General features: G+C 67.5%; 18 protein-coding genes, 2 tRNA genes and 1 riboswitch. Of the genes, 5 read left to right on the forward strand and 15 right to left on the reverse strand.

The genetic code is table 11. The features are described from left to right. Window positions 1-42: 42 nt before the first annotated feature. The 3 genes from ACWGE0_RS44275 to leuC form a co-directional block, all read right to left on the reverse strand. Entirely contained in the window at window positions 43-696 is a 654-nt protein-coding gene (locus tag ACWGE0_RS44275) for an HU family DNA-binding protein (protein ID WP_452266851.1), read from the reverse strand. 186 nt (window positions 697-882) lie between these two features. Then, the gene (gene leuD, locus ACWGE0_RS44280; protein WP_452266852.1) at window positions 883-1485 is read right to left on the reverse strand and encodes a 3-isopropylmalate dehydratase small subunit; all 603 of its coding nucleotides are present in this window, start codon (window positions 1483-1485) and stop codon (window positions 883-885) included. 2 nt (window positions 1486-1487) lie between these two features. Beyond that, window positions 1488-2894: a 3-isopropylmalate dehydratase large subunit gene (leuC, locus tag ACWGE0_RS44285; RefSeq protein ID WP_452266853.1), complete on the reverse strand. Its 1407-nt coding sequence runs from the start codon at window positions 2892-2894 to the stop codon at window positions 1488-1490. A 73-nt stretch (window positions 2895-2967) separates the two neighbouring features. Here leuC and ACWGE0_RS44290 point away from each other — a divergent pair, with 73 nt between their 5' ends. Next, window positions 2968-3669, forward strand: a complete 702-nt coding sequence (locus ACWGE0_RS44290; protein ID WP_053736944.1) for an IclR family transcriptional regulator — start codon at window positions 2968-2970, stop codon at window positions 3667-3669. A gap of 435 nt (window positions 3670-4104) precedes the next feature. Continuing rightward, window positions 4105-4248, forward strand: a complete 144-nt coding sequence (locus ACWGE0_RS44295) for an SHOCT domain-containing protein (protein ID WP_452266854.1) — start codon at window positions 4105-4107, stop codon at window positions 4246-4248. A 110-nt stretch (window positions 4249-4358) separates the two neighbouring features. On the opposite strand, the gene ACWGE0_RS44300 is transcribed toward ACWGE0_RS44295, so the two are convergent. From ACWGE0_RS44300 to ACWGE0_RS44310, 3 genes are all read right to left on the reverse strand, one after another. Then, window positions 4359-4431: transfer RNA gene (locus ACWGE0_RS44300), tRNA-Glu, on the reverse strand. 128 nt (window positions 4432-4559) lie between these two features. Beyond that, window positions 4560-4631: transfer RNA gene (locus ACWGE0_RS44305), tRNA-Gln, on the reverse strand. A gap of 149 nt (window positions 4632-4780) precedes the next feature. Further along, the gene (locus ACWGE0_RS44310) at window positions 4781-5518 is read right to left on the reverse strand and encodes an HAD family hydrolase (protein ID WP_452266855.1); all 738 of its coding nucleotides are present in this window, start codon (window positions 5516-5518) and stop codon (window positions 4781-4783) included. A gap of 388 nt (window positions 5519-5906) precedes the next feature. On the opposite strand from ACWGE0_RS44310, the gene ACWGE0_RS44315 reads away from it, so the two are divergent. Beyond that, window positions 5907-7163 (forward strand): FAD-dependent oxidoreductase, encoded by a 1257-nt coding sequence (locus tag ACWGE0_RS44315; protein ID WP_452266856.1) that lies wholly within the window; start codon window positions 5907-5909, stop codon window positions 7161-7163. On the opposite strand, the gene ACWGE0_RS44320 is transcribed toward ACWGE0_RS44315, so the two are convergent. The 6 genes from ACWGE0_RS44320 to ACWGE0_RS44345 all read right to left on the reverse strand — a co-directional run bounded on the left by ACWGE0_RS44320 (window position 7153) and on the right by ACWGE0_RS44345 (window position 13276). Then, window positions 7153-7812 carry a LuxR C-terminal-related transcriptional regulator gene (locus ACWGE0_RS44320; protein ID WP_452266857.1) on the reverse strand — a complete coding sequence of 220 codons (660 nt, stop codon included), beginning with the start codon at window positions 7810-7812 and terminating at the stop codon, window positions 7153-7155. The two genes, ACWGE0_RS44315 and ACWGE0_RS44320, sit on opposite strands and share 11 nt — an antisense overlap. Window positions 7813-7879: 67 nt before the next feature. Further along, window positions 7880-8638 (reverse strand): fumarylacetoacetate hydrolase family protein, encoded by a 759-nt coding sequence (locus ACWGE0_RS44325; protein ID WP_452266858.1) that lies wholly within the window; start codon window positions 8636-8638, stop codon window positions 7880-7882. Window positions 8639-8718: 80 nt separating this feature from the next. Beyond that, on the reverse strand, window positions 8719-10308 hold the full coding sequence (gene cimA / locus ACWGE0_RS44330) for a citramalate synthase (protein WP_452266859.1): 1590 nt from the start codon (window positions 10306-10308) through the stop codon (window positions 8719-8721). A 231-nt stretch (window positions 10309-10539) separates the two neighbouring features. Continuing rightward, window positions 10540-11517 carry an ABC transporter substrate-binding protein gene (locus ACWGE0_RS44335; protein WP_452266860.1) on the reverse strand — a complete coding sequence of 326 codons (978 nt, stop codon included), beginning with the start codon at window positions 11515-11517 and terminating at the stop codon, window positions 10540-10542. Beyond that, window positions 11514-12254 (reverse strand): ABC transporter ATP-binding protein, encoded by a 741-nt coding sequence (locus ACWGE0_RS44340; RefSeq protein WP_452266861.1) that lies wholly within the window; start codon window positions 12252-12254, stop codon window positions 11514-11516. The genes ACWGE0_RS44335 and ACWGE0_RS44340 overlap by 4 nt, the downstream gene beginning before the upstream one ends. Next, window positions 12254-13276: a FecCD family ABC transporter permease gene (locus ACWGE0_RS44345; RefSeq protein ID WP_452266862.1), complete on the reverse strand. Its 1023-nt coding sequence runs from the start codon at window positions 13274-13276 to the stop codon at window positions 12254-12256. The genes ACWGE0_RS44340 and ACWGE0_RS44345 overlap by 1 nt, the downstream gene beginning before the upstream one ends. Before the next feature lie 48 nt (window positions 13277-13324). Beyond that, window positions 13325-13460: riboswitch (cobalamin riboswitch) on the reverse strand. Between the two features lie 20 nt (window positions 13461-13480). Here ACWGE0_RS44345 and ACWGE0_RS44350 point away from each other — a divergent pair. Together ACWGE0_RS44350 and ACWGE0_RS44355 are read left to right on the forward strand one after the other, a co-directional pair. Beyond that, complete coding sequence (locus ACWGE0_RS44350) at window positions 13481-14017, forward strand: hypothetical protein (RefSeq protein ID WP_452266863.1); 537 nt, start codon at window positions 13481-13483, stop codon at window positions 14015-14017. A gap of 122 nt (window positions 14018-14139) precedes the next feature. After that, window positions 14140-14559, forward strand: a complete 420-nt coding sequence (locus ACWGE0_RS44355; protein ID WP_452266864.1) for a YciI family protein — start codon at window positions 14140-14142, stop codon at window positions 14557-14559. Window positions 14560-14721: 162 nt separating this feature from the next. Here the strand turns inward: ACWGE0_RS44355 and ACWGE0_RS44360 are convergent, their stop codons facing one another. The 3 genes from ACWGE0_RS44360 to serA form a co-directional block, all read right to left on the reverse strand. Continuing rightward, window positions 14722-15759 carry a 3-isopropylmalate dehydrogenase gene (locus ACWGE0_RS44360; RefSeq protein WP_319972550.1) on the reverse strand — a complete coding sequence of 346 codons (1038 nt, stop codon included), beginning with the start codon at window positions 15757-15759 and terminating at the stop codon, window positions 14722-14724. A gap of 298 nt (window positions 15760-16057) precedes the next feature. Further along, the gene (locus tag ACWGE0_RS44365; RefSeq protein WP_452266866.1) at window positions 16058-19330 is read right to left on the reverse strand and encodes a S8 family serine peptidase; all 3273 of its coding nucleotides are present in this window, start codon (window positions 19328-19330) and stop codon (window positions 16058-16060) included. 242 nt (window positions 19331-19572) lie between these two features. After that, window positions 19573-21162, reverse strand: coding sequence for a phosphoglycerate dehydrogenase (gene serA / locus ACWGE0_RS44370; protein WP_452266865.1), 1590 nt, complete (start codon window positions 21160-21162; stop codon window positions 19573-19575). Window positions 21163-21500: the final 338 nt, after the last annotated feature.

Below are 21500 nucleotides of genomic sequence, written 5' to 3' on the forward strand. Positions count from 1 at the left end.
GTTCTTGAAGTGGCGCAGCCTCCTACTGAGAGGAGGCCCGTCTCACTTCTTCTTGGCAGCCGTCTTGCGAGCCGCGGGCGCCTTGGCAGCCGTGGTCTTCGCGGCGGGCTTCGCCGCAGCCGTCGTCTTGGCGGCAGCGGGCTTCTTGGCCGCGGTCGCCTTCGCTGCCGGCTTGGCGGCGGTCTTCGTGGCGGTCGCCTTCGCGGGCGCCTTGGCAGCTGCGGGCTTCGCAGCGGCCGTGGTGGTGCGACGGGTCGCGGGCGCCTTGGTGGCGGCCGCGGCCGTGCGGGTGCGCGTCGTGGTGGTGGCGCGCGTCGTCGTCGCCCGAGTGGCCGGAGCCTTGGCAGCAGCGGGCTTCGCGGCTGCTGCGGCGGCGGCGGGCTTCGCGGCCGCCTTGACCGCAACGGCCTTCGGCAGCTTCTTCGCGCCGCTGATGACGTCCTTGAACGTCGAGCCGGGGCGGAACGCGGGCACGTTGGTCTTCTTGACCTTCACGGTCTCGCCCGTGCGCGGGTTGCGCGCGGTGCGAGCCGCACGGGCGCGCTTCTCGAAGACGCCGAAGCCCGTGATGTTGACCTTCTCGCCCTTGTTGACGCTGCGGACGATCACGTCCACGAGGCCGTCAACAGCAGCGCCGGCGGTCTTCTTGTCTCCAAGGCGCTCGGCGAGCGCCTCGATGAGCTGGGCCTTATTCACCGTCAGTCCCTCCCAGGACGCTCACGGCCCTAAGAGTCGGGCCGACTAGAACGCAACGGTAGGCCCAAAACGCGAGAAATACCAATCGCCACGCCAAAATTTTCGTTGTGGCGTGGCTAATTGCGCCCCTTCGAGGGACAGGAGGCGCCGGATTCGCCCCTCTCAAGGGGTAAACCCGGCCCCCTCTCAGACCGCCGGAAGCGGATCCGTTGTAGGCAACCAAGTCTGGCGATTGCCCTCGAATGCGCTGATCTCGGCCTCGTGGCGCAGCGTCAAAGCGATGTCGTCGAGGCCTTCGAGAAGGCGCCAGCGGGTGTAGTCGTCGATCTCGAACGGGGCAACCAAGTCCTTGGCGCGAACGGTCTTGTCGGTGAGGTCCACGGTGACCGGCGTGCCGGGTTCCGACTCGAGCAACTTCCACAGCAGCTCGACATCGGACTGGCTGCACTGCGCCGCCACGAGCCCCTGCTTGCCCGAGTTGCCCCGGAAGATGTCGGCGAAGCGAGACGACACGACGACGCGGAAGCCGTAGTCCATCAACGCCCAGACGGCGTGTTCCCGAGAGGACCCGGTGCCGAAGTCAGGGCCCGCAACGAGGACGCTGCCCGCCTTGAACGGCTCCTGGTTGAGGATGAAGTTCTCGTCGGAGCGCCAGGCGGCGAAGAGCCCGTCCTCGAACCCGGTGCGGGTCACGCGCTTGAGGTAGACGGCCGGGATGATCTGGTCGGTGTCCACGTTGGACCTGCGCAGCGGCACACCGACGCCCGTGTGGGTGGTGAAGGCATCCATGGTCAGTTCTCCAGGTCTGCGGGGGCCGAGAGGGTGCCGCGCACGGCCGTGGCGGCGGCGACGAGCGGTGACACGAGGTGCGTCCGGCCGCCCTTGCCCTGCCTGCCCTCGAAGTTGCGGTTGGAGGTCGACGCGCTGCGCTCACCCGGCGCGAGCTGATCCGGGTTCATGCCAAGGCACATCGAGCAGCCGGCCTGCCGCCACTCGGCGCCCGCGTCGAGGAAGACCTTGTCCAGGCCCTCGTCCTCCGCCTGTTTGCGCACCCGCATCGAACCGGGCACGACCAGCATCCGTACTCCTGAAGCGACGTGCTTCCCCTTGATTACGTCCGCGGCGGCCCGCAGGTCCTCGATGCGCCCGTTCGTGCAGGAGCCGAGGAACACCGTGTCCACGCGGATGTCGCGCAGCGGCGTGCCGGGCTCGAGGCCCATGTACGTCAGTGCCTTCTCGGCGGCCACGCGCTCGTTCTCGTCCACGATCGCCTCGGGGTCGGGAATGTTCGCGTCGAGCGGCAGACCCTGCCCGGGGTTCGTGCCCCACGTGACGAACGGCGTGAGCTCGTCCGCGGAGATGTGCACCTCGGCGTCGAACGTCGCGTCGTCGTCGGTGCGCAGCGTCTTCCAGTATTCGACGGCCGCGTCCCAGTCCGCGCCGGACGGTGCGTGCGGACGACCCTTGATGTAGTCGAAAGTCGTCTCGTCAGGTGCGATCATGCCGGCGCGCGCGCCTGCCTCGATCGACATGTTGCAGACCGTCATGCGGGCTTCCATCGAGAGGTTCTCGATGGCACGGCCGCGGTACTCGAGCACATAGCCCTGTCCGCCACCGGTTCCGATCTTCGCGATGACCGCGAGGATGATGTCCTTCGCCGTGACGCCGGGACCGAGTTCGCCGTCGACGGTGATCGCCATCGTCTTGAACGGACGCAACGGCAACGTCTGCGTCGCCATCACGTGTTCCACCTCGGACGTGCCGATGCCGAACGCCAGCGCGCCGAACGCGCCGTGCGTGGACGTGTGACTGTCGCCGCAGACAACGGTCATGCCGGGCTGCGTGAGGCCGAGCTGCGGGCCCACCACGTGGACGATGCCCTGCTCCACATCACCCATCGGGTGCAGGCGCACGCCGAACTCCGCGCAGTTGCGGCGAAGCGTCTCGACCTGCGTGCGCGACACGAGGTCCGCGATCGGCTTGTCGATGTCGACGGTGGGGACGTTGTGGTCCTCGGTGGCGATCGTGAGATCGGCCCTCCTCAGCCCGCGCCCGGCGAGACGCAACCCGTCGAACGCCTGAGGACTGGTGACTTCGTGGAGCAGATGGAGGTCGATGTAGAGGAGGTCCGGCTCCGCACCACTGCCGTGGCGCACAACGTGTGCCTCCCACACCTTCTCCGCGAGCGTGCGACTCATCGCGACATCTCCCACATCATGGACGTGCCGACAGATCTGGACTTCTCACTGTCTGGGAAGTTAGTATCGGCTTGTGGGACAGCATAGCGGGATCGGCGTGCTGGACAAGGCAGTGGCCGTCTTGAACGCCGTAGCAAAAGATCCGTGTGGCTTGGCCGAGTTGTGCAATCGCACCGGCCTTCCACGAGCGACCGCGCACCGCCTGGCCGTGGGCCTCGAGGTGCATCGGTTGCTGCGCCGAGGCTCCGACGGCCGCTGGCGTCCGGGCGCCGCGCTCGCCGAACTGGCAGGCGGTGCAACGGACCCGTTGCTGGACGCGGCTTCCTCAGTACTGCCACGCCTGCGCGACATCACGGGCGAAAGCGTGCAGCTGTACCGCCGCGACGGCATGCAGCGCGTCTGCGTCTCCTCAGCCGAGCCACCTTCGGGCCTGCGCGACACGGTGCCCATCGGCGCGAGGCTCCCCATGACCGCCGGCTCGGGCGCCAAAGTCCTTGCCGCGTGGTCGGACCCAGGCACCCAACGCGCCGTGCTGGCCGACGCCGTCTACGGCGAACGCACACTCCTGGAGGTCCGCCGCCGAGGCTGGGCCCAGAGCGTGGCCGAACGGGAACCTGGCGTGGCATCGGTCTCAGCCCCGGTCCGCGACTCCTCCGGCGCGGTCGTGGCCGCCGTCTCCGTCTCGGGCCCGATTGACCGAATGGGCCGCCGGCCAGGCGCCCGCTGGGCCGCAGATCTGCTGGCGGCAGCGGAAGCCCTCCAAAGCCGCCTCTAAAGCACCAACGCCGACTGTGGCCGCCACTCCTGCGGGGAGGGCGGCCACAGTCGTTTGAGGCCTTCGACACGCCGCGGCATTGCGCACGACACGCGGTGTTGACGTGTCTCAACAGGTGAGCCCTTGTGATGCGCCGAAAGACCGAACCCGCGCCCTCGCGAGTTCCTGTGCTCGGCAAGGACCACGTCCCCGAGGAAGAACTGGCGACCACGTTCCTGGGCATGATCGCCGTCACGCCGGTGCGTTTCCTGGCCCTGAGCGAGGTGCTCTGGTCGAACCAGGCGATGGAGTTCGCCCCGACCGCCGTGGCCGGAGTCGGTGCGGAACGCGAGCTCCTGTCCAACGAACGGACTCTGCGCCTGCACAGCGGCCAAACCGCAACCTTCACCAACGTCGACGATCTCCCCGCTTTCACCGACGCCCCTCCGCGAGGCAGTGCGCAACGCCACAACGCCCGCACAAGCACCTCGACAAGACGTCCTGGCACAGATATCCAAACTGGCCGACCTGCACGCCGCGGGCATCCTCACCGCGGAAGAGTTCCAATCCAAGAAAACCGAACTGCTAAACCGCTTGTAGCGCTGACGCATTCTTCCGACGGGAGAAGCGGAGCCTCGGCCTGCCGGGGCTCCGGTAGCGCAAAGCAAAAGAGGCCTACCAACGTTTCCGCTGGTAGGCCTCTTGCACTGTAGCCCCGAAGGGATTCGAACCCTCGCTACCGCCTTGAGAGGGCGGCGTCCTAGGCCGCTAGACGACGGGGCCCTAGAACTTCTTGCTGGTTGAACCTTATCAGATCGCTCTGTCCGGTCCAAATCCGGCTATTCAGTTCTTATTCTTCAGCTTGCTTCGAAACTCCGCCGAGTTTATCACTCAGTTTTGCTTCTCTGCAGCTGGGGTACCAGGACTCGAACCTAGACTAACTGAACCAGAATCAGTCGTGCTGCCAATTACACCATACCCCAATGGCTTCACGATCGACTTCGGTTCTCGCGGGGAGTTCCGAGGCCCTCGTTGCTGCCGGGAGAAATACTAGACCACGTCCCCACCAGAAGTGAAATCGGCCCCCACCTGCAGGCAAACACGCAGGTGAGGGCCGGTCTCAGAGGTCTTCTCAGGCGTTGGCCGCGGAGAGCTCGCACACGAGCAGCTCCGGCAGTTCCGCGAGCGACGCGATCGAGGACAGTCCGGCGGGCAACGAGCCACCGGTCGGACCTGTCCGGTTGATCCAGACACCGTGCATTCCGGCGTCGCGCGCCCCGATGGCGTCGGCGTGCAGACGGTCTCCCACGTGGACGGTGTCGCCCGGCGGGACCCCCAGTGCCAGGCACGCCGTGTGGAAGATCACCCGGTCCGGCTTGGCGCAGCCCACCTCGCCGGCGATCAGCACGGTGTCGAAGTAGGACGAGAGGCCCAGCTGGGCGATCTTCACGCGCTGGTGGCGGCCGGAGGCGTTGCTGATCGCGGCGATCGGGAGGCCGGTGGCGCGCAGCCAGTCGAGCATCGGGATCACGTCGGGGAACAGGCACCAGCCGGCCGAGAGGACGTCCTGGCGGGCCAGCTCGCGACGGGTGGCTTCCTCCAGGGTCAACTCCTCGCCGAGGGCGGAGAAGAAGGCCTGCGTGCGGATGTTGCGCATCGACTCGTACTGGAGCTCACCGGCCAGCTGGCGGGTGACGTGGTCGTCGGTGATTCGCTGCCACAACGACCAGGCGTCGGCGTTACCGACCATCGATGCCAACGCGGCGCGCGAAGAAGTGCTGTAGTCGACAAGTGTGTCGTCGACGTCCAGGCACACAGCGCGGATCTCGCCGGTTCTCTTACGCGTGAAAGTCGGGGACGCAGTTGTCACCCCGTGAGGCTAGGTGCGAGGGGCCCTCGTCCGATTCGGCTAACGAGGTGATTCCTATAGGTCCTTGCACGATCAAGCCGACCTTGAGGCCCCGAACGAACTAGTCAGACTCCTCCGAGCGCCGAATGCAATCACCCGGTCGAGTGTTGTTCGGCGGCTCCGGCACCTCTGCCCGAACGGGCGGATCCGCGAGCGCGACACCCTAGCTCGCGCAACCACATTGTGCGCTGGCCGCAACCCTTTCGAGGCCTTGTTTCCCAGACAGTCCACAAAGGACCACCTCCGGAACGTCGCCGGAGACCCACGCCACTCGAAACTCGGCTTGACGCAAACGGCGATCACGAGCATGCTGGTTTTATTCAACAGCGGTTGAAATGAGGGGATCGAGATGGAGAGGACAACCTGCCTCGTCGTCGGAGGCGGACCTGCGGGAATGGTTCTGGGGCTGCTGCTCGCCCGCGGCGGCGTCGAGGTCACGGTGCTGGAGAAGCACGCTGACTTCCTGCGCGACTTCCGCGGTGACACGGTGCACGCGTCCACGCTCACGCTGATCGACGAGCTGGGGCTCGGACCGGCGTTCGAGCAGGTGCCGCACCAGACGGTCGACAAGCTGGAGGCACTGCTCGACGACGGGAAACGGGCGGCGATCGCCGATCTGAGCCGGCTTCCCGGTGCGCACAAGCACATCGCGATGGTGCCGCAGTGGGATTTTCTCGACCTGCTGGCGGATGCGGGCAAACTCGAACCGACGTTCACGCTGCGGATGAACACCGAGGTCACCGGAATCACCAAGAGCGGCAACAGGGTCACAGGCGTGCGGTACCGGGACCGCGTCGACGGGCACGAGGGTGAGATCTCCGCCGACCTCGTCGTTGCCGCGGACGGGCGTGGCTCGATCCTGCGCGACGCCGTGGATCTGCCGGTCTACCGTTTCGGCGCGCCGATGGACGTCTGGTGGTTCCGCTTGCCGCGCAAGGAAAGCGACCCCGTCAAGGGCGGCGCAGGGCGGTTCAGCGCCGGCAGCGCGATGGTGCTGATCCCGCGCGGGGACTACTTCCAGTGCGCCTTCCTGATCCGCAAGGGCACTGACGAGAAGGTGCGCGCGGAGGGCGTCGAGAAGTTCCGGCAACGCGTGGTCACGCTCGTGCCGTGGCTCGCCGACCGGGTCGAGCACCTCGCCGGCCTCGACGAGGTGAAGCTGCTCGACGTGAAGCTGGACCGGTTGCGGCAGTGGCACGTCGACGGCCTGTTGTGCATCGGTGACGCCGCGCACGCGATGTCGCCGGTCGGCGGCGTGGGCATCAACCTCGCCGTGCAGGACGCGGTGGCGGCCGCCACCCTGCTCGCGAAGCCGTTGCGGGAGGGCGCCGTCAGCGGCAAGGCGCTCGCGAAGGTGCGCAGGCGCCGCCTGTTCCCGACCGTGGTGATCCAGACGATGCAGCGGGTCATCCACCGGCTGTTCCTCGGCCGCAAGCTCAACAGCACCGAGACCGTGTCGTCGACCGGGATGCCGTTCATGCTCAAGGTGGCGCAACGGCTGCCGTTCCTGCAGGCGGTGCCGGCCTACGTCATCGCGATCGGGCCGCGGCCGGAGCACGCACCGGACTTCGCGCGCAGGGCACCGCAGACCATCGTCAGGTCGTGACGAAGGCCTCGGACGACTCGCCGAGCACCATCGCCACGGCGTGGGCGCGGTCGCGGGCGCCCAGCTTGCGCAGGATCGCCTTCACGTGGGTCTTCACGGTGTCGTTGCTGATGAAGAGCCGCTGGGCGATCCGCGCGTTGTCCATGCCCTTCGCCATCTCGGCCAGCACGTCGAACTCACGGGCCGACAGCCGGCCGAGCGAGGCGGGCGGGGGCATCCGGGACGGCAGGCGCGCGAGCGACCCGACCCGTGCGTCGATCGTGGCGGGAGCACCCCGCACCGCGGCCACGATCAGTGGTAACAGCTCGGCAACGGGCGAGGTTTTCAGCAGGTAGGCGACCGCGCCGGCGTCCAGCGCGGCGCGAGCCCAGCTCGGACTGTCCGCATTGGACAGCACGACGACACGGGCGCCCGGCCGGTACTGCGCGGTGTCCCGCACGGTGCGCAGAGGCCCGGCGCCCGGCACGTCGAAGTCCGTGACGACCAGGTCCACCAGGACGCCGCGCAGACAGCGCGCGGCGTCGGCCACGGTGTGGGCAATACCCACAACGCGGAAGCAGTGCGTGCGGTGCAGGGAGAGTCGCAGCCCCTCGGTGATGAGCTGCGAACCGTCGACGAGCAACACACGGGTGGACGCCAGGTCCGTCATGACACCGGGAAGTTACTAGTGGGTACCCCGGTGCGTAACCTGCTGGACGCCGGATTGCTCCGTACGGCTACCTATTTGCGACCGGATTGGTGAGCGTGCCAAGGCCATCCACCGTCACCGAGACCGTCTGTCCGGCCTTCAACGGCCCGACGCCCGCCGGCGTCCCGGTCAGGATCACGTCGCCGGGAAGCAGCGTCATGATGGCCGAGACGTACTCGATGAGCGACGGAATGTCGTGCACCATCAACGAAGTACGTCCGTCTTGTTTGACTTCCCCGTCAACTTCGGTGACGACGCGGACGTCGGACGGGTCGAACTCCGTTTCGATGAACGGACCCATCGGGCAGAACGAGTCAAATCCCTTGGCACGCGTGAACTGCACGTCCTTCTTCTGCAGGTCGCGGGCCGTGACATCGTTGGCGATGGTGTAGCCCATCACCACGCCGGCGGCCTTGGCCCTGGGCACGTCGCGGCACGGCTGGCCGATGATGACCGCCAGTTCGCCCTCGAAGTCCACGCGTTCGGACGCGGCCGGGAGTTTGATCTCCACGTTCGGGCCGACGACCGAGGTGTTGGGCTTGAAGAAGATCAACGGCTCCGCGGGGACCTCGTTGCCGAGCTCCTTGGCGTGGTCGGCGTAGTTGCGGCCGACGCCGATGATCTTCGTCGGCAGGATCGGCGCCAGCAGCCTGACGTCGGCCAACGGCCACTTGCGGCCGGTGAAGGTGGGGTTGCCGAAGGGGTGTTCGGCGATCTCTGCAGCTTCCTCACCCTGCACGGCGACAAATGCGACACCTTGCGGATGAGCGATTCGGGCGATACGCACAGTGCCAGTTTACGAGTAACCAGCCCAGCCGTGTTGTGCGCCTGGAGGTGAGCGCTTCGCGCGATCTGTACGTATGCCTCCTAGACGGAGGACCGCATGGATTTGTGCACCAGCGCGTCACACAGCGCGAGCCAGGAGGCCTCGACGATGTTGCCGTGCACGCCCACGGTGGTCCACTCGCGTTCGCCGTCGGTCGACTCCACCAGCACGCGCGTCACGGCGTCCGTACCGGGGTGCTCGGTGAGGATGCGCACCTTGTAGTCGGCCAGCTCCACAGTGTCCAACCAGGACAGGTGCGGCAGCAACGCCTTGCGCAGGGCGGCGTCGAGCGCGTGCACGGGACCGTTGCCCTCGGCGGTCGCGATGACCCGCTCCCCCGCCACGTGCACCTTGACCGTGGCCTCGGACACGATCTCGCCGTCCGAGCGGTGGTCCAGCACCACCCGGTAGGACTCCAGCGTGAACGGGGGTGGACCGTCCAGTTCGGACAGCTCGTTGCGCAGCAGCAGTTCCAGCGACGCATCGGCCGCCTCGAACGACCAGCCCTTGGACTCGAGCTCCTTCACCCGGCTGAGAGCGCTCCCAACCTCGGCTGACCGGCCGGCCAGGTCGAGCCCGAACTCACGTCCCTTGAGTTCGATGCTCGCCCGACCGGCCATCTCGGTGACCAGCACCCGCATGTCGTTGCCGACGATGTCCGGATCGATGTGGTTGTACAGCTCCGGATCCACCTTGATCGCGCTCGCGTGCAGACCCGCCTTGTGAGCGAATGCTGACGACCCGACATATGCCTGGTGGGTGTCGGGTGCGATGTTCGCGATCTCGGCCAACGCATGGGAGACACGGGTGAGCTCGGCCAGTGCCCCGGTCGGGAGCACCTCCATGCCGAGCTTGGTCACGAGGTTTCCCACGACGGCGAACAGGTCCGCATTGCCTGCTCGCTCGCCATAACCATTGGCGGTGCACTGAACGTGCGTCGCGCCCGCCTGAACGGCCGCGAGGGTGTTCGCCACCGCGCAGGACGTGTCGTCCTGACAGTGGATGCCTACTCGGAAACCGGTCTTCTCCACGACCTCGGCGACCGTCTCGGCGAGGCCGAGCGGCAGCTGCCCGCCGTTCGTGTCGCACAGCACAACAACGTCCGCGCCACCCTCCACAGCGGACTCCAGCACCCTCAGGCTGGTGTCCGGCGAGAACGCGTACCCGTCGAAGAAGTGCTCGGCGTCGAGGAAAACGCGCCTTCCGTGATCCTTGAGGTACTTGACGGTGTCGCGCACCATCTTGAGGTTCTCTTCGGCGTCCGTGCGCAACGCCCGTTCGATGTGCCTGAGGTCCGACTTGGCCACCAGCGTGATCACCGGCGCCTGAGCATCGAGAAGTGCCTTGACCTGCAGGTCTTCCTCGACTTTGACCCCGGCCTTGCGCGTCGCCCCGAACGCGACCAGCTTGGCGTGCTTGAGCTCCAGATCCCCCGCCGCCGCCCGCGCGAAGAACTCCGTGTCCTTGGGCAACGCACCCGGCCAGCCGCCCTCGATGAACCCCACGCCGAGCCCGTCCAGCAGCCGCGCCACCGCGAGCTTGTCCGTGACGGAGTACGAAATGCCCTCACGTTGTGCGCCATCGCGCAACGTCGTGTCGTAGACGTGGAAGTCGTCGTTCGGGCCGGTCATGGGGGTCATCTCCTCATCCGGGCAAACAAAAAGACCCCCCGCGGGATGCGAGAGGTCTGCGCGTCGGGTGCCAGGGGCGGCAACTACCCGACGCGCTCGTCAATAATCGTGGCGATGTGCTGAGCCATGACGCGGATGCTGCCACAGCTCAGCACGGCGTACCAAGCGCCGGGAGGAAATCTCCCACTATCTGGTCACGGGTTCACGCCTGTGACCCGTGCTTCCTGGGGCTCACGCGCCGGCCAGGAACTTCGCGAACGCCTCGATCGACGCCGGGTTCCGCGGCCCCTCCACCAACGCCGCGTACGGCAGTGCGTAGAAGCGCTTGTTCTGCACGGCCGGCGAGTTGGCGAGCGGCGCGAACCCCTGCAGGAACGCCTGCTTCTGCTCCGGTGTGTTCGCCTCGCCGTCGGCGTAGTCCACGATCAGCACGACGTCCGGGTTGCGCTGCACGACGGTCTCCCAGTTGACCGTGGTCCAGCTGTCGTTGAGGTCGCCGAAGATGTTGTCGCCGCCGGCCTTCGAGATCACGTCCTGGGGCGCCGCGTTCTTGCCCGAGGTGAACGGCTGGTCCTGGCCGCTGTCGTAGAGGAACACCTTGGGCCGCGGCTTGCCGGCCATCAGGCGTCCGGCGTTCTCGATCTGCTGCTGGTAGCCCTTGACGAGTTCTTCGGCCTTGGCCTCGACGCGGAAGATCTTCCCGAGGTTGCGCAGGTCCGTGTACAGCGCGTCGAGAGCGGGCATGATGCCGCGTTGCTTGCCGATGCCGTTGCGGCACGCCTCGGTGAGTTGGTAGGTGCCGATGCCGAGTTGCTTCAAGGCGTCCGGGGTGAAGCCGGTGCTCTCGCTGAAGCCGTAGTTCCAGCCGGCGAACACCAGGTCGGCGTTGGCGCCCTGCACGACCTCCTTGGAGATCTTGTCGGACAGGTGCTTCGCGGTGTCGAAGTCGGACTTCCACGGGGAGGTGCGCAGGTCCACGGTGTCGCGGCCGTTCACGACGTAGCCGGCCATGCGGTCCTTGAGGCCCAGCGCGAACATCAGTTCGGTGATGCCCGTGTCGTTGGTGACCACTTTGGACGGCACCTTGTCGAACGTCACCTGCTGGCCGCAGTTCGTGATGGTCACCGGATCGGACGCGGAGGTGTCCTGTGCGAGGGTGGCGCCGCAGCCGGACAGCAGGAGCGCGGCGGCGCAAAGGACGGTTCTCAAGGGGTGACCTCCTGGTCGAACAGGAGCTGGGGAACTCCCGTGGTGGGGTGCCGGACGACGTGTGCGGTGACGTGGAAGACCTTGGCGATCAGTTCGGGCACCAGGACCTCCTCCGGTGTGCCGGACGCGACCAGGCGGCCTTCGTCGAGCACGTACAACCTGTCGCAGTAGGACGCGGCGAGGTTCAGGTCGTGCAGGACGGTCAGGACGGTGATGCCCAGACCTCGGGTGAGCGTCAGCACGTCCAGCTGGTGGCGGATGTCGAGGTGGTTGGTCGGCTCGTCCAGCACGAGCACGCGCGGTTCCTGGGCGATCGCCCGCGCGATGAGCACGCGCTGCCGTTCGCCGCCGGAGAGGCTGAGGTAGCTGCGCTCGGCCAGGTGGGTGACGTCCACTGTGGCCAGTGCGGTGGCGACCACCCGCAGATCCCGGGTGGGGTCGCGGTCGTGCGGCAGCCTGCCCATCTCCACGACCTCGGTGACGGTGAAGTCGAACTCGACCTGCGACTCCTGGGTGAGGGCGGAGAGGTCGCGGGCGATGTTGTGTCGCTTGTGGACGTTCTGGCCGTCGAGCAGGACCGTGCCGGCGTCCGGTTTCAACGAGCGGTACACGCAGCGCAGGGTGGTCGACTTGCCGCTGCCGTTCGGGCCGACGATGCCGACGACCTCGTTCGCGGCGTGCAGCGTGATGTCCTCGACGATGTTCCGGACGGTGACGCCGGCGAGCTCGACGCGCATCAGCGGCCTCCGAACACGTACGCCTTGCGGCGCATCAGGAGAATGAAGCACGGCACGCCCAGCGCGGCCGTGATGACGCCGAGCGGCAGCTCTTCCGGTGCCGCGAGCATCCGTGCGGCCACGTCGACCCAGACCAGGAACGAGGCTCCGGCGAGTGGGGCCAGGGCCAGCACCTTGCGGTGGTCGGCGCCCACGACCATGCGGGTGAGGTGCGGCAGCATCAGGCCGACGAACCCCACCGCCCCGCTGACCGCCACCAGCACGCCGGTGATGGCAGCGGTGACGATGAACAGGTGCGTGCGGAACCGGTTGACCTCGACGCCGAGCGTGGTCGCGGTCTCGTCGCCCATCGCCAGGGCGTTCAGCGGCCGCGCCTTGGCCAGCAGGTAGACGATTCCGAGCACGGTCACCGCGGTGGCGATCGGCAACGACTGCCAGGTCGCGCCGCCGAGACTGCCGAGCAACCAGAACATGGCCGCCCGCGCCGCTTCACCGTGCGGCGCCTGGAACACCAGCAGCATCGCCACGGCGGAGAACCCGTACGCCAGCGCGGTTCCGGTCAGCACGAGCCGCAACGGTGTGAGCCCTCGGCTCGTGCGCGCGGTGATGTACACCAGCGCGGTGGCGCCGAGACCCGTCAGGAAGGCGCCGGTCGACAGGGCGTAGACACCGAGGCCGGACAACACTCCGAGCGTCGCCACCGCCGTCGCGCCGACGCTCGCACCCGATGAGATGCCGAGCACATAAGGGTCCGCCAGCGCGTTGCGGACCATCGCCTGGATGGCGACGCCGACCGTGCTGAGGCCGGCACCGACCACCGCGGCGAGCAGGACGCGGGGAAGCCGGATGTCCCAGACGATGTGGTACTGCCCGGAGAGGTCGGCGGGGATGGTGCCGCCGGTGAGCGCCGCCCACAGCAGTTCGAGGGTCACGCCGAACGGGACGGAGACGGGGCCGAGGGCCACGCCCGCGACGATGCTGACGGCGAGCACGCCGACGAGCACGCTGATCTTGCCGAGCACGGTGTTGATCGCTGGGTCCCTTCCCGCAGTCCACGGCAGGAGTCGGAGGTTCTCTGCACGCCGTGTGCGGGTATTCGGGCTCGTCCCTGACTCAGGGACCTACCGTTGCGGGTCAGCGCCGGATTTCGACCGGACTTCCCCCGTGCACGACCTCCGCACTGTAACTCACGGCCGTCTGCACAAATCCGCGGTGAGATGCGTCTGGTGGGCATGGACCTCGGAGAGCGAAGACGGCTGCGGCGCGAGCAGCTGCGGGCCGAGCACGGCACCACCAAGGTGATCCACAGGGACGATCCCCGCGTTGCCGTGCTCGTGGTCACCCTGGTGATCGCGGGCTCCATGATCGGTGGTTTTGCCCACATGCCGATCGGCACCGCGCTGAACGACCTCTACTGCACGCCTGCGTCCTGCGCGGCGCTGCCGCAGGTGCTGACCGGCTGGGCGATCGCGGTGGCGCCGCTGCCGGTGTACCTCTGGAGCCGCACCGCGGCACTCCACCTGGGGGTGTTCCTGGTCGGCTTCATGGGCACGCTGTTCATCACGTCCAACCAGGACATCCCGGTCGACGTCAACCCGATCACCGGCCTCTGGGCACTGCCGCTGAGCTACTTCCTGGTGGGCATGCTGTTCGTGCCGTTCACCATCGGCATCGCGTGGCTGGTCAGGCCGGCCAGGCGAGTGCTGACAGCGGCCGTCCTGCACTGGTTGCTGCTGCTCGTCCTGATCTTGTGGCTGGCCTGACCCCGCGCCGGAAAAGATCTTCGAAAGTTTTCTGGGGGCTCGTGTCGATCCGCTGCGGAGCCCGTTCGACCTGTGGATGCCAAGGGGCTGAGCGGCCCCGCAGAGACACAGGGAGACACACCGTGAAGTACATGATGATCTGGCGCGCCACCGACGAGGCCTTCGCGAACATGGGCGAGTTCGACTTCGACAAGATGCTGGAGACGGTCGGCCGCTTCAACGAGGAGATGATCCGCGCCGGCGTGCTGCTGTCCGCCGAGGGTCTGGCCGACCCGTCCGAGGGCGTGGTCGTCGACTACTCCACCGAGCCGCCGGTCGTCACGGACGGCCCGTACGGCGAGACCAAGGAGCTGTTCAACGGCTTCTACATCATCAACGTCGCCTCGAAGGAAGAGGCGATCGAGTGGGCCAAGCGAGCCCCGATGACCGGGCCCGGGTTCAAGACCGAGATCCGCAGGGTGCCGACGATCGACGAGTTCCCGCAGGACAACGAGTGGATCAAGAAGGAGCGCGCCTGGCGTGAGGCCAACGGCCAGCTCTGATCAGCGCGGGAGACGCCGAAGCCCCGGCCGGGACATTCCGGCCGGGGCTTCAAAACACCGGCGTGAACTGCACGTGGCCCGACGAGCGGCCGCACCGCCTTGGAAACGACCCGGCCCCAGCACCAAAGGGTGCCGGGGCCGGAGAAGCCTTGCAGAGAAAACTCAGCCAGTGCGCACGTTCGACGACACGAGTGCCGCGAGACGATCGCCGATGGCGTAGGTGGCCCCAGGCGACTGGTGGTCCCTGGTCGCGAGATCAAAGGCCACGGAGGCCTCGATCCGGCGCGCCGACTCGTGCTCGCCCAGGTGGTCGAGCAGCAGCGCCACCGACAGCACCGCGGCGGTCGGGTCCGCGATGCCCTGGCCCGCGATGTCCGGTGCCGAGCCGTGCACGGGCTCGAACATCGACGGGTTGCGCCGCGTCACGTCCATGTTTCCCGACGCGGCCAGGCCGATGCCACCCGTGACGGCGGCGGCGAGGTCGGTCAGGATGTCGCCGAACAGGTTGTCCGTCACGATCACGTCGTAACGGCCGGGGTCGGTGACCAGGTGGATCGTCGCCGCGTCGACGTGCTGGTAGGCCACGGTGACGTCCGGGTGCTGCAACGAGACCTCCTCCACCACGCGCGACCACAACGAGCCGGCGTGCGTGAGGACGTTCGTCTTGTGCACCAGCGTCAGATGGCGACGCGGACGGTTCGCCGCGCGGGCGAAGGCGTCACGAACAACGCGCTCCACGCCGAACGACGTGTTGATCGAGACCTCGGTCGCGATCTCGTGCGGGGTGTCCTTGCGGAGCAAACCGCCGTTGCCCGCGTACGGGCCCTCGGTGCCCTCGCGGACCACCACCATGTCGATCTCCGGCGGGTCCGCGAGCGGGCTGCGGACGCCGGGGTAGAGACGGGCGGGGCGGAGGTTCACGTGGTGGTCGAGCTCGAACCGGAGACGCAGCAACAGCCCGCGCTCCAGAATTCCGCTCGGCACCGACGGGTCGCCGACCGCGCCGAGCAGGATCGCGTCGTGCTGGCGAAGCTCTCCCAGCACCGACTCGGGCAACAACTCTCCCGTGGCGTGCCAGCGCGCCGCGCCGAGGTCGTAGCGAGTGATCTCGGCCGCCGGAACGACCTCGCCGAGGACCTTCAGGGCCTCAGCGATGACCTCGGGCCCGATCCCGTCTCCTGGGATCACTGCGAGCCGCATCCACACACCTCCCAGGTGTCAGTCCCCAATTAGTGGGACTACTTTCCTTCGCGAAAGGCTACCGGCATCCCGGCCACTCGCCGCATGCCGGACACCCCATCGGGGTGTTCTCTCCCGTACTGCGGGACACCCACACGGCCCATTGCCCACTTTCGAGTGTCACTCGACCGCAGGAACGGGGTCGCGTCAAGGGGTGACCGCGGGCAGTTCCAGCCTGTAACCGGCCCGGTGGGCAACCCGGAAACGGCCGGAGGCCCGGTCCCCTACGAGACCGGGCCTCCGACAACAGACATCGGATCTAGTAGGCGGAACCGCGTCCGCCCGACTTCACCAGGACGACCGACGCGCGGTCGCCGTTGGCGTTGTGGTGGTTGAGCACCAGCAGGCCGTCGGACTTGTCGGCCTTGAGCGAGGCCTCGTTCTTGTTCACCACGAGCGCGGTGCCCGGCTTGGCGACGTACGAGAGCGCCGCGTCGCCGCCACCCTGTGCCCACAGACCCGGCTTGAGCGGGTCGAAGGACAGGTTGCGGTCGATCACGTCGACCAGCTTGTTCGCGTTGCCCGGCGCGGCGTAGTAGCCACCGACGCCCACGACGTACGAGATGCGCGACGTGTCCTTCGTCGGGTCGATGCCCAGTGCCGTCAGCAGCACCGGCAGGACGACGACGTTGGTGTCCGCCGCGTTCGTGTCGACGGCACCGAACTGGCCGTTGACCGCCTGGATGTCGACCTCTTCACGCGTCTTCAGGTCGATCGTGGTCGCGACCAGCAGGTCGGTGTCGTCGATGCGCGTCGCGAACGTCTCGAAGTCCGCGGTGCCGTCACCGTTGGTGTCGATGTCGACGAACGGGATGGTGTTCTTGCCCAGGTTGTACCAGTTGCCCCAGGTCGCGACACCGAACGCGAGCAGCGACTCCTCGGGCTTGCCCTGCGCATTGGCGAGCGGGGCCGTCGAGGCGGCACCGACGTAGCGCAGGTCGCCGCCCTTGGCGGTCTCGTTGAGCGCGCAGTTCTCGGTGACGTTCCTGCGGCAGTCACGCAGCTTCGGCGACTGGGCCTGCAGCTCGAGAACGCTGATCAGCGAGCGGTAGGCCTGCGAGCCCGTGCCCTGGTCGACGCCCTTGCCGGTCAGGTTCAGGATCGCCTGCTTGTCGTTGCCCCGGAACTTGAGGCTGGAGGCGGTCTTGATGTCCGCGACCGGCTTCGGCGCCGAGTAGACCGACAGGCGCAGCGGCACCGTGGCGCCGACGGTCGGCGTGAGGGTCACCCGGCCGGAGGCGTCCGCGATGAACTGGCGCGCCTCACCGAGCTGCGTCGGCACGACGGTCGAGTCGACCGTCTTGCGCAGCGCCTTCGGGTCGTCGATCTTCAGGGTGACCTTGACCTTCGCGATGCCGCGCGGGCTCAGCTTCACCTTGTCCTGCGAGAGCACGTAGCTCACGCCGGGGATCGACGTGGCGGCCGTGTAGCCGACCTGGTACTCGACGGCCTTCGTGGACTTGTTGACGATCTTGATCGTCTTGGTCTTCGAGACCGGCTTGGAGACCTCGACGACGCCGAAGTTCGCGCTGACGTAGCCGGGGTCGTCCTCGACGTAGGCCAGGACCTGGTTGTCGATCGCGGACTTGCCGTCCACGCGGCCGGTGCCGACCCGGTTGGGAGCGAAGGTCTTGCCGTTCTCCTTCACGTCCGCACCGGCGGTGTTCATGATCGAGGCCTTGACCTCTTCCAGCGTCCAGTCCGGGTGCGTCTGGCGCACCAGGGCCGCGATGCCGGCGACGTGCGGGGACGCCATCGACGTACCCGAGATCACCAGACGGTCGTTGCCGGAACCGACGGCGGTCGACGAGATCGTGTCACCGGGCGCCGCGACGTCCGGCTTGATGGACTGGCCACGCGTGCCACGGCTGGTGAACGCGCTCGGAGTGTCCGAAATGGACTGGTCGAACGTCGACACCGTGGTGCGCAGGACGCCGGCCAGGCGAACGGTCAGCGTGCCCGCGTCCAGCAGCGGGCGCACCTGGCTGGTGGCGTCGCCGGTGAACTGGAAGACCGGGATGGTCGCGTTGCCCGCGATGCCCGCGTTGAAGTTGTTCAAAGTGGACGAAAGCACCACGCCCGCGGCACCGGCGGCCTGCGCGTTGTTGGTGCGGCCACCGGAACCACAACGGCGCGTCGCGTCGTTGTCGTCCCACTCGAGCCACACGTACTTGCCCGCGAGGGCCTCGGTGATCGGCTGGCAGCCGTCGAGGTTGCCGGCCTGGGTCAGCTTCACGACCGGCAGGGTCTTGTCGTAGCCCAGGTAGCCGGTGAAGTTCTGGCTGTACTGCCCGGCCTTCGCCTGGCCGTTCGCCTCGGCACCGTCCCGCAGCACGAACGAGTCGCGCGTGGAGGCGACGGTCAGCGCCTCGGGCGTGTTGCCCGGCGAGCCGCCGATGTCGTAGAGGTCGCCGCCGTTGCCCGCGGAGAAGACCGGCATGACACCGACCTTGTACAGCTTCTTGACGAAGAGGCTGTCGGGGTCGTCCGGTGCGCCGTAGTCGGAGCCGAGCGACAGGTTGACCACGTCGAGGTGGTCGGAGAAGTCGCCGTCGCCGTCGGGGTCGAGCGACCAGTCGAGCGCCTGCGAGGTGACGTTGGTCGAACCGTCGCAGCCGAAGACCTTCAGCGCGTAGACCAGGGCCTTCGGCGCGGTGCCTGGGCCGATCTTCATCGCGTTCAGCTTGTCGGCGTCGAGCTTGGTGTAGTCACCCTTGAACGTGCTGCCGTCGGCGTTCTCACCGAAACCGGCCGTGGTGCCCGCGACGTGCGAGCCGTGACCGTTGCAGTCGATGGGGTTCGGGTCCGGCTTCGGCGTGTTGATCGCCGGGTCGGTGCTCTCGCCGTCGTACTCCTCGCCGACGAAGTCGTAACCGCCGACGACCTTCGCGGTCGGGAAGTTCGGGTCCGCGGCGCGCGGGTTGACGGCGCGGAACGCGTCGACCGTGCCGGGGCCACCGAGGTTCGCGTGCGTGTAGTCGACGCCGGTGTCGATGATGCCGACCCGGACGTCGTCACCGAGCTTGCCGTACTGCTGCCAGACGTTGAGCGTCCTGGTGAGCTGGACGGCGTTCGAGTTCTGGCGCTTCTTCGGCACGACCGGGTAGACCGCGAGGACGTCCTGGCGCTGCGCCAGTTCACGCACCTTCTGCGCGTCGGCCTTCACGACGACGCCGGGGACGCCGTTGGAGGTCCGGTACAGCTCCTTGGTCTTCGTGTCCGCGCTCTTCAGCTGGCCGACGACCTGGTCAGCGGTGACGGACACGTCGCTCTTCGCCTGCTTGGCCGCCTGCTTCGCGACCTCCTTGCCCTGGCTCTTCTTCTCGTCGAACGCGTCGACGGCCGGCTTGCGGTCGAGCGCGACGAACGCGGTGACCGCGCCCGTGAAGTTCAGCCTGGGAGAAACCTTGAGAGCCAACGCTTTCGCGTCCAGCCCGTGTGCACCCTTGACCGGCTGCGCGAGCGGTTCGCTCTGCGCCTGTGCCGTAGCGGGTGCGATCAGCAGTGTGGTGATGGCAGAGAACACCACCAGACTTGATCGTCTCTTCACAACGTTGCCCCAACCGAGGTGTGTGCCTTCGACCCGAATGCAAACCGTGCCGCGCCCTCTACGGCACCGGGTCAACCTCGTGGGGACGCTAATCGCTGATCGTGTCTCTGTGACTGCCCCGAAAGTATGAATGTGGTCTACAGATAGTTGCCTGTTACGACTTCGTTGTGAACGACGATAGCCGGGGAAGGGGACTTTGCCGTCCCCTTCCCGGTTTGTCGTGACTATCCGAAGTCGACACTCCGCACCGTGCGCGCGCCAACGGAGGCACCGATCGGGTCGAGCACAGCGGTGTCGACCGGACGGTCCACGCGCAGCACCATCACCGCGTCGTTGCCGGTCTGGCTGATCTGCGCGGCCTCGATGTTCACGCCGGCCTCGCCGAGCAGCGTGCCGACCGTGCCCATGACACCCGGACGATCCGGGTACTCCAGCAGCAGCACGGTGCCTTCGGCCCTGAGGTCGAAGTTGCGGCCGTTGATGTTCACCAGCTTCTCGACCTGCGCGATGCCGCTGACCGTGCCGGACACGGTGTTCGTCGTGCCGTCCGCGTGCACGGCCTTGACCGTGACGAGGCTGCGGTGGTTCGGGCTTTCGGTCTCCTTGACCAGTTCCACGCTGACGCCCAGGTCCGCGGCGAGGCTCGGCGCGTTCACGAACGTCACCTGCGACTCGACGACCTTGGAGAACACCCCGCGCAGCGCGGCGAGCGGCAGGATCTCGACGTCCTCATTGGACAGTTCGCCGCGGACCTCGACGGTGACGCTGGTCGGGGCCTTCGGCGACAGTGCACTGAGGACGGTGCCGAGCTTCTGCACCAGCGGCAGGTACGGGCGGACCTCTTCGCCGACCGCACCGCCCTGGACGTTGACGGCGTCCGGCACGAACTCACCGGCGAGCGCGAGGATGGTGCTCTTCGCGACGTCCGTGCCCGCGCGGTCCTGCGCCTCGGCCGTGGACGCGCCGAGGTGCGGCGTGACGACGATGCCCGGGACGTTGAACAGCGGGCTCTCGGTGGTCGGCTCGGTGGAGAAGACGTCGATGCCGGCGCCGCCGACCTGGCCTTCCTTCACGGCCTCGGCGAGAGCTTCCTCGTCGATGAGGCCACCGCGGGCGGCGTTGACGATGATGACGCCGCGCTTGGCCTTGGCCAGCTGCTCAGAGCCGATGAGACCCTTGGTCTCCGGGGTCTTCGGCAGGTGGATGCTGATGGCGTCGGCGCGCTCGAGCAGTTCCTCGAGGGTGACGAGCTCGATGCCGAGCTGGGCGGCGCGCTGAGCGCTCACGTACGGGTCGTAGGCGATGAGCTCGACACCGAACGCGGCGATGCGCTGCGCGAACAGCTGGCCGATCTTGCCGAGGCCGACGACGCCGACCGTCTTGCCGTTGAGCTCGACGCCGTTGAACTTGCTGCGCTTCCACTCGTGGTTCTGCAGCGTCTCGTGCGCCGCCGGGATCTGGCGGGCGACACTGAGGAGGAGTGCGACGGCGTGCTCGGCGGCGCTGACGATGTTGGACGTCGGGGCGTTGACGACCATCACGCCGTTCTGTGTGGCAGCCGGGACCTCGACGTTGTCGAGGCCTACGCCTGCGCGGGCGACGACCTTGAGCTTGCGGGTGGCGGCGAACACCTCGGCGTTGACCTGGGTGGCGGACCTGACGAGCAGGGCGTCCGCGTCGGCGACCGCGGCCAGCAGAGCTGCGCGGTCGGTGCCGTCTACGTGGCGCACTTCCACGCCGTCACCGAGAGCGTCCAGAACGGACGGTGCGAGTTTCTCGGCGATGAGGACAACAGGTCGGCTCGTGTCGGTCACGGACATCGCTCCCAGAACGGTCGGATCGTGGGGCGCGGGCGTGGTCGAGGCGGCTGACCCGCGCCGACCGGGCACCGCAATGTGTCCGGACTGTTAACGAGCATAGACAGGGGGGTTGTGTGGGCCTTTGGCGGGTGGCTCAGGTCACTGGCGGTGTCTTGCTGGGTGAGATGGGGTGGTGGGTTGCGTTGCTTAACGCGGCTTTGTCGGGTGGTTGGGTTGCGTTGGGCGTGTCGCGTTTTAGGGATTTCGGGGCTCCGCCCCGGACCCCGCCAATCTGATCAAGGACCTGTCCCACGCCGTCAGCGGGTTGATGGCACGCCTGTTGCGTTGGGCGG

The sequence above is a fragment of the Lentzea sp. NPDC054927 genome (assembly GCF_053610285.1).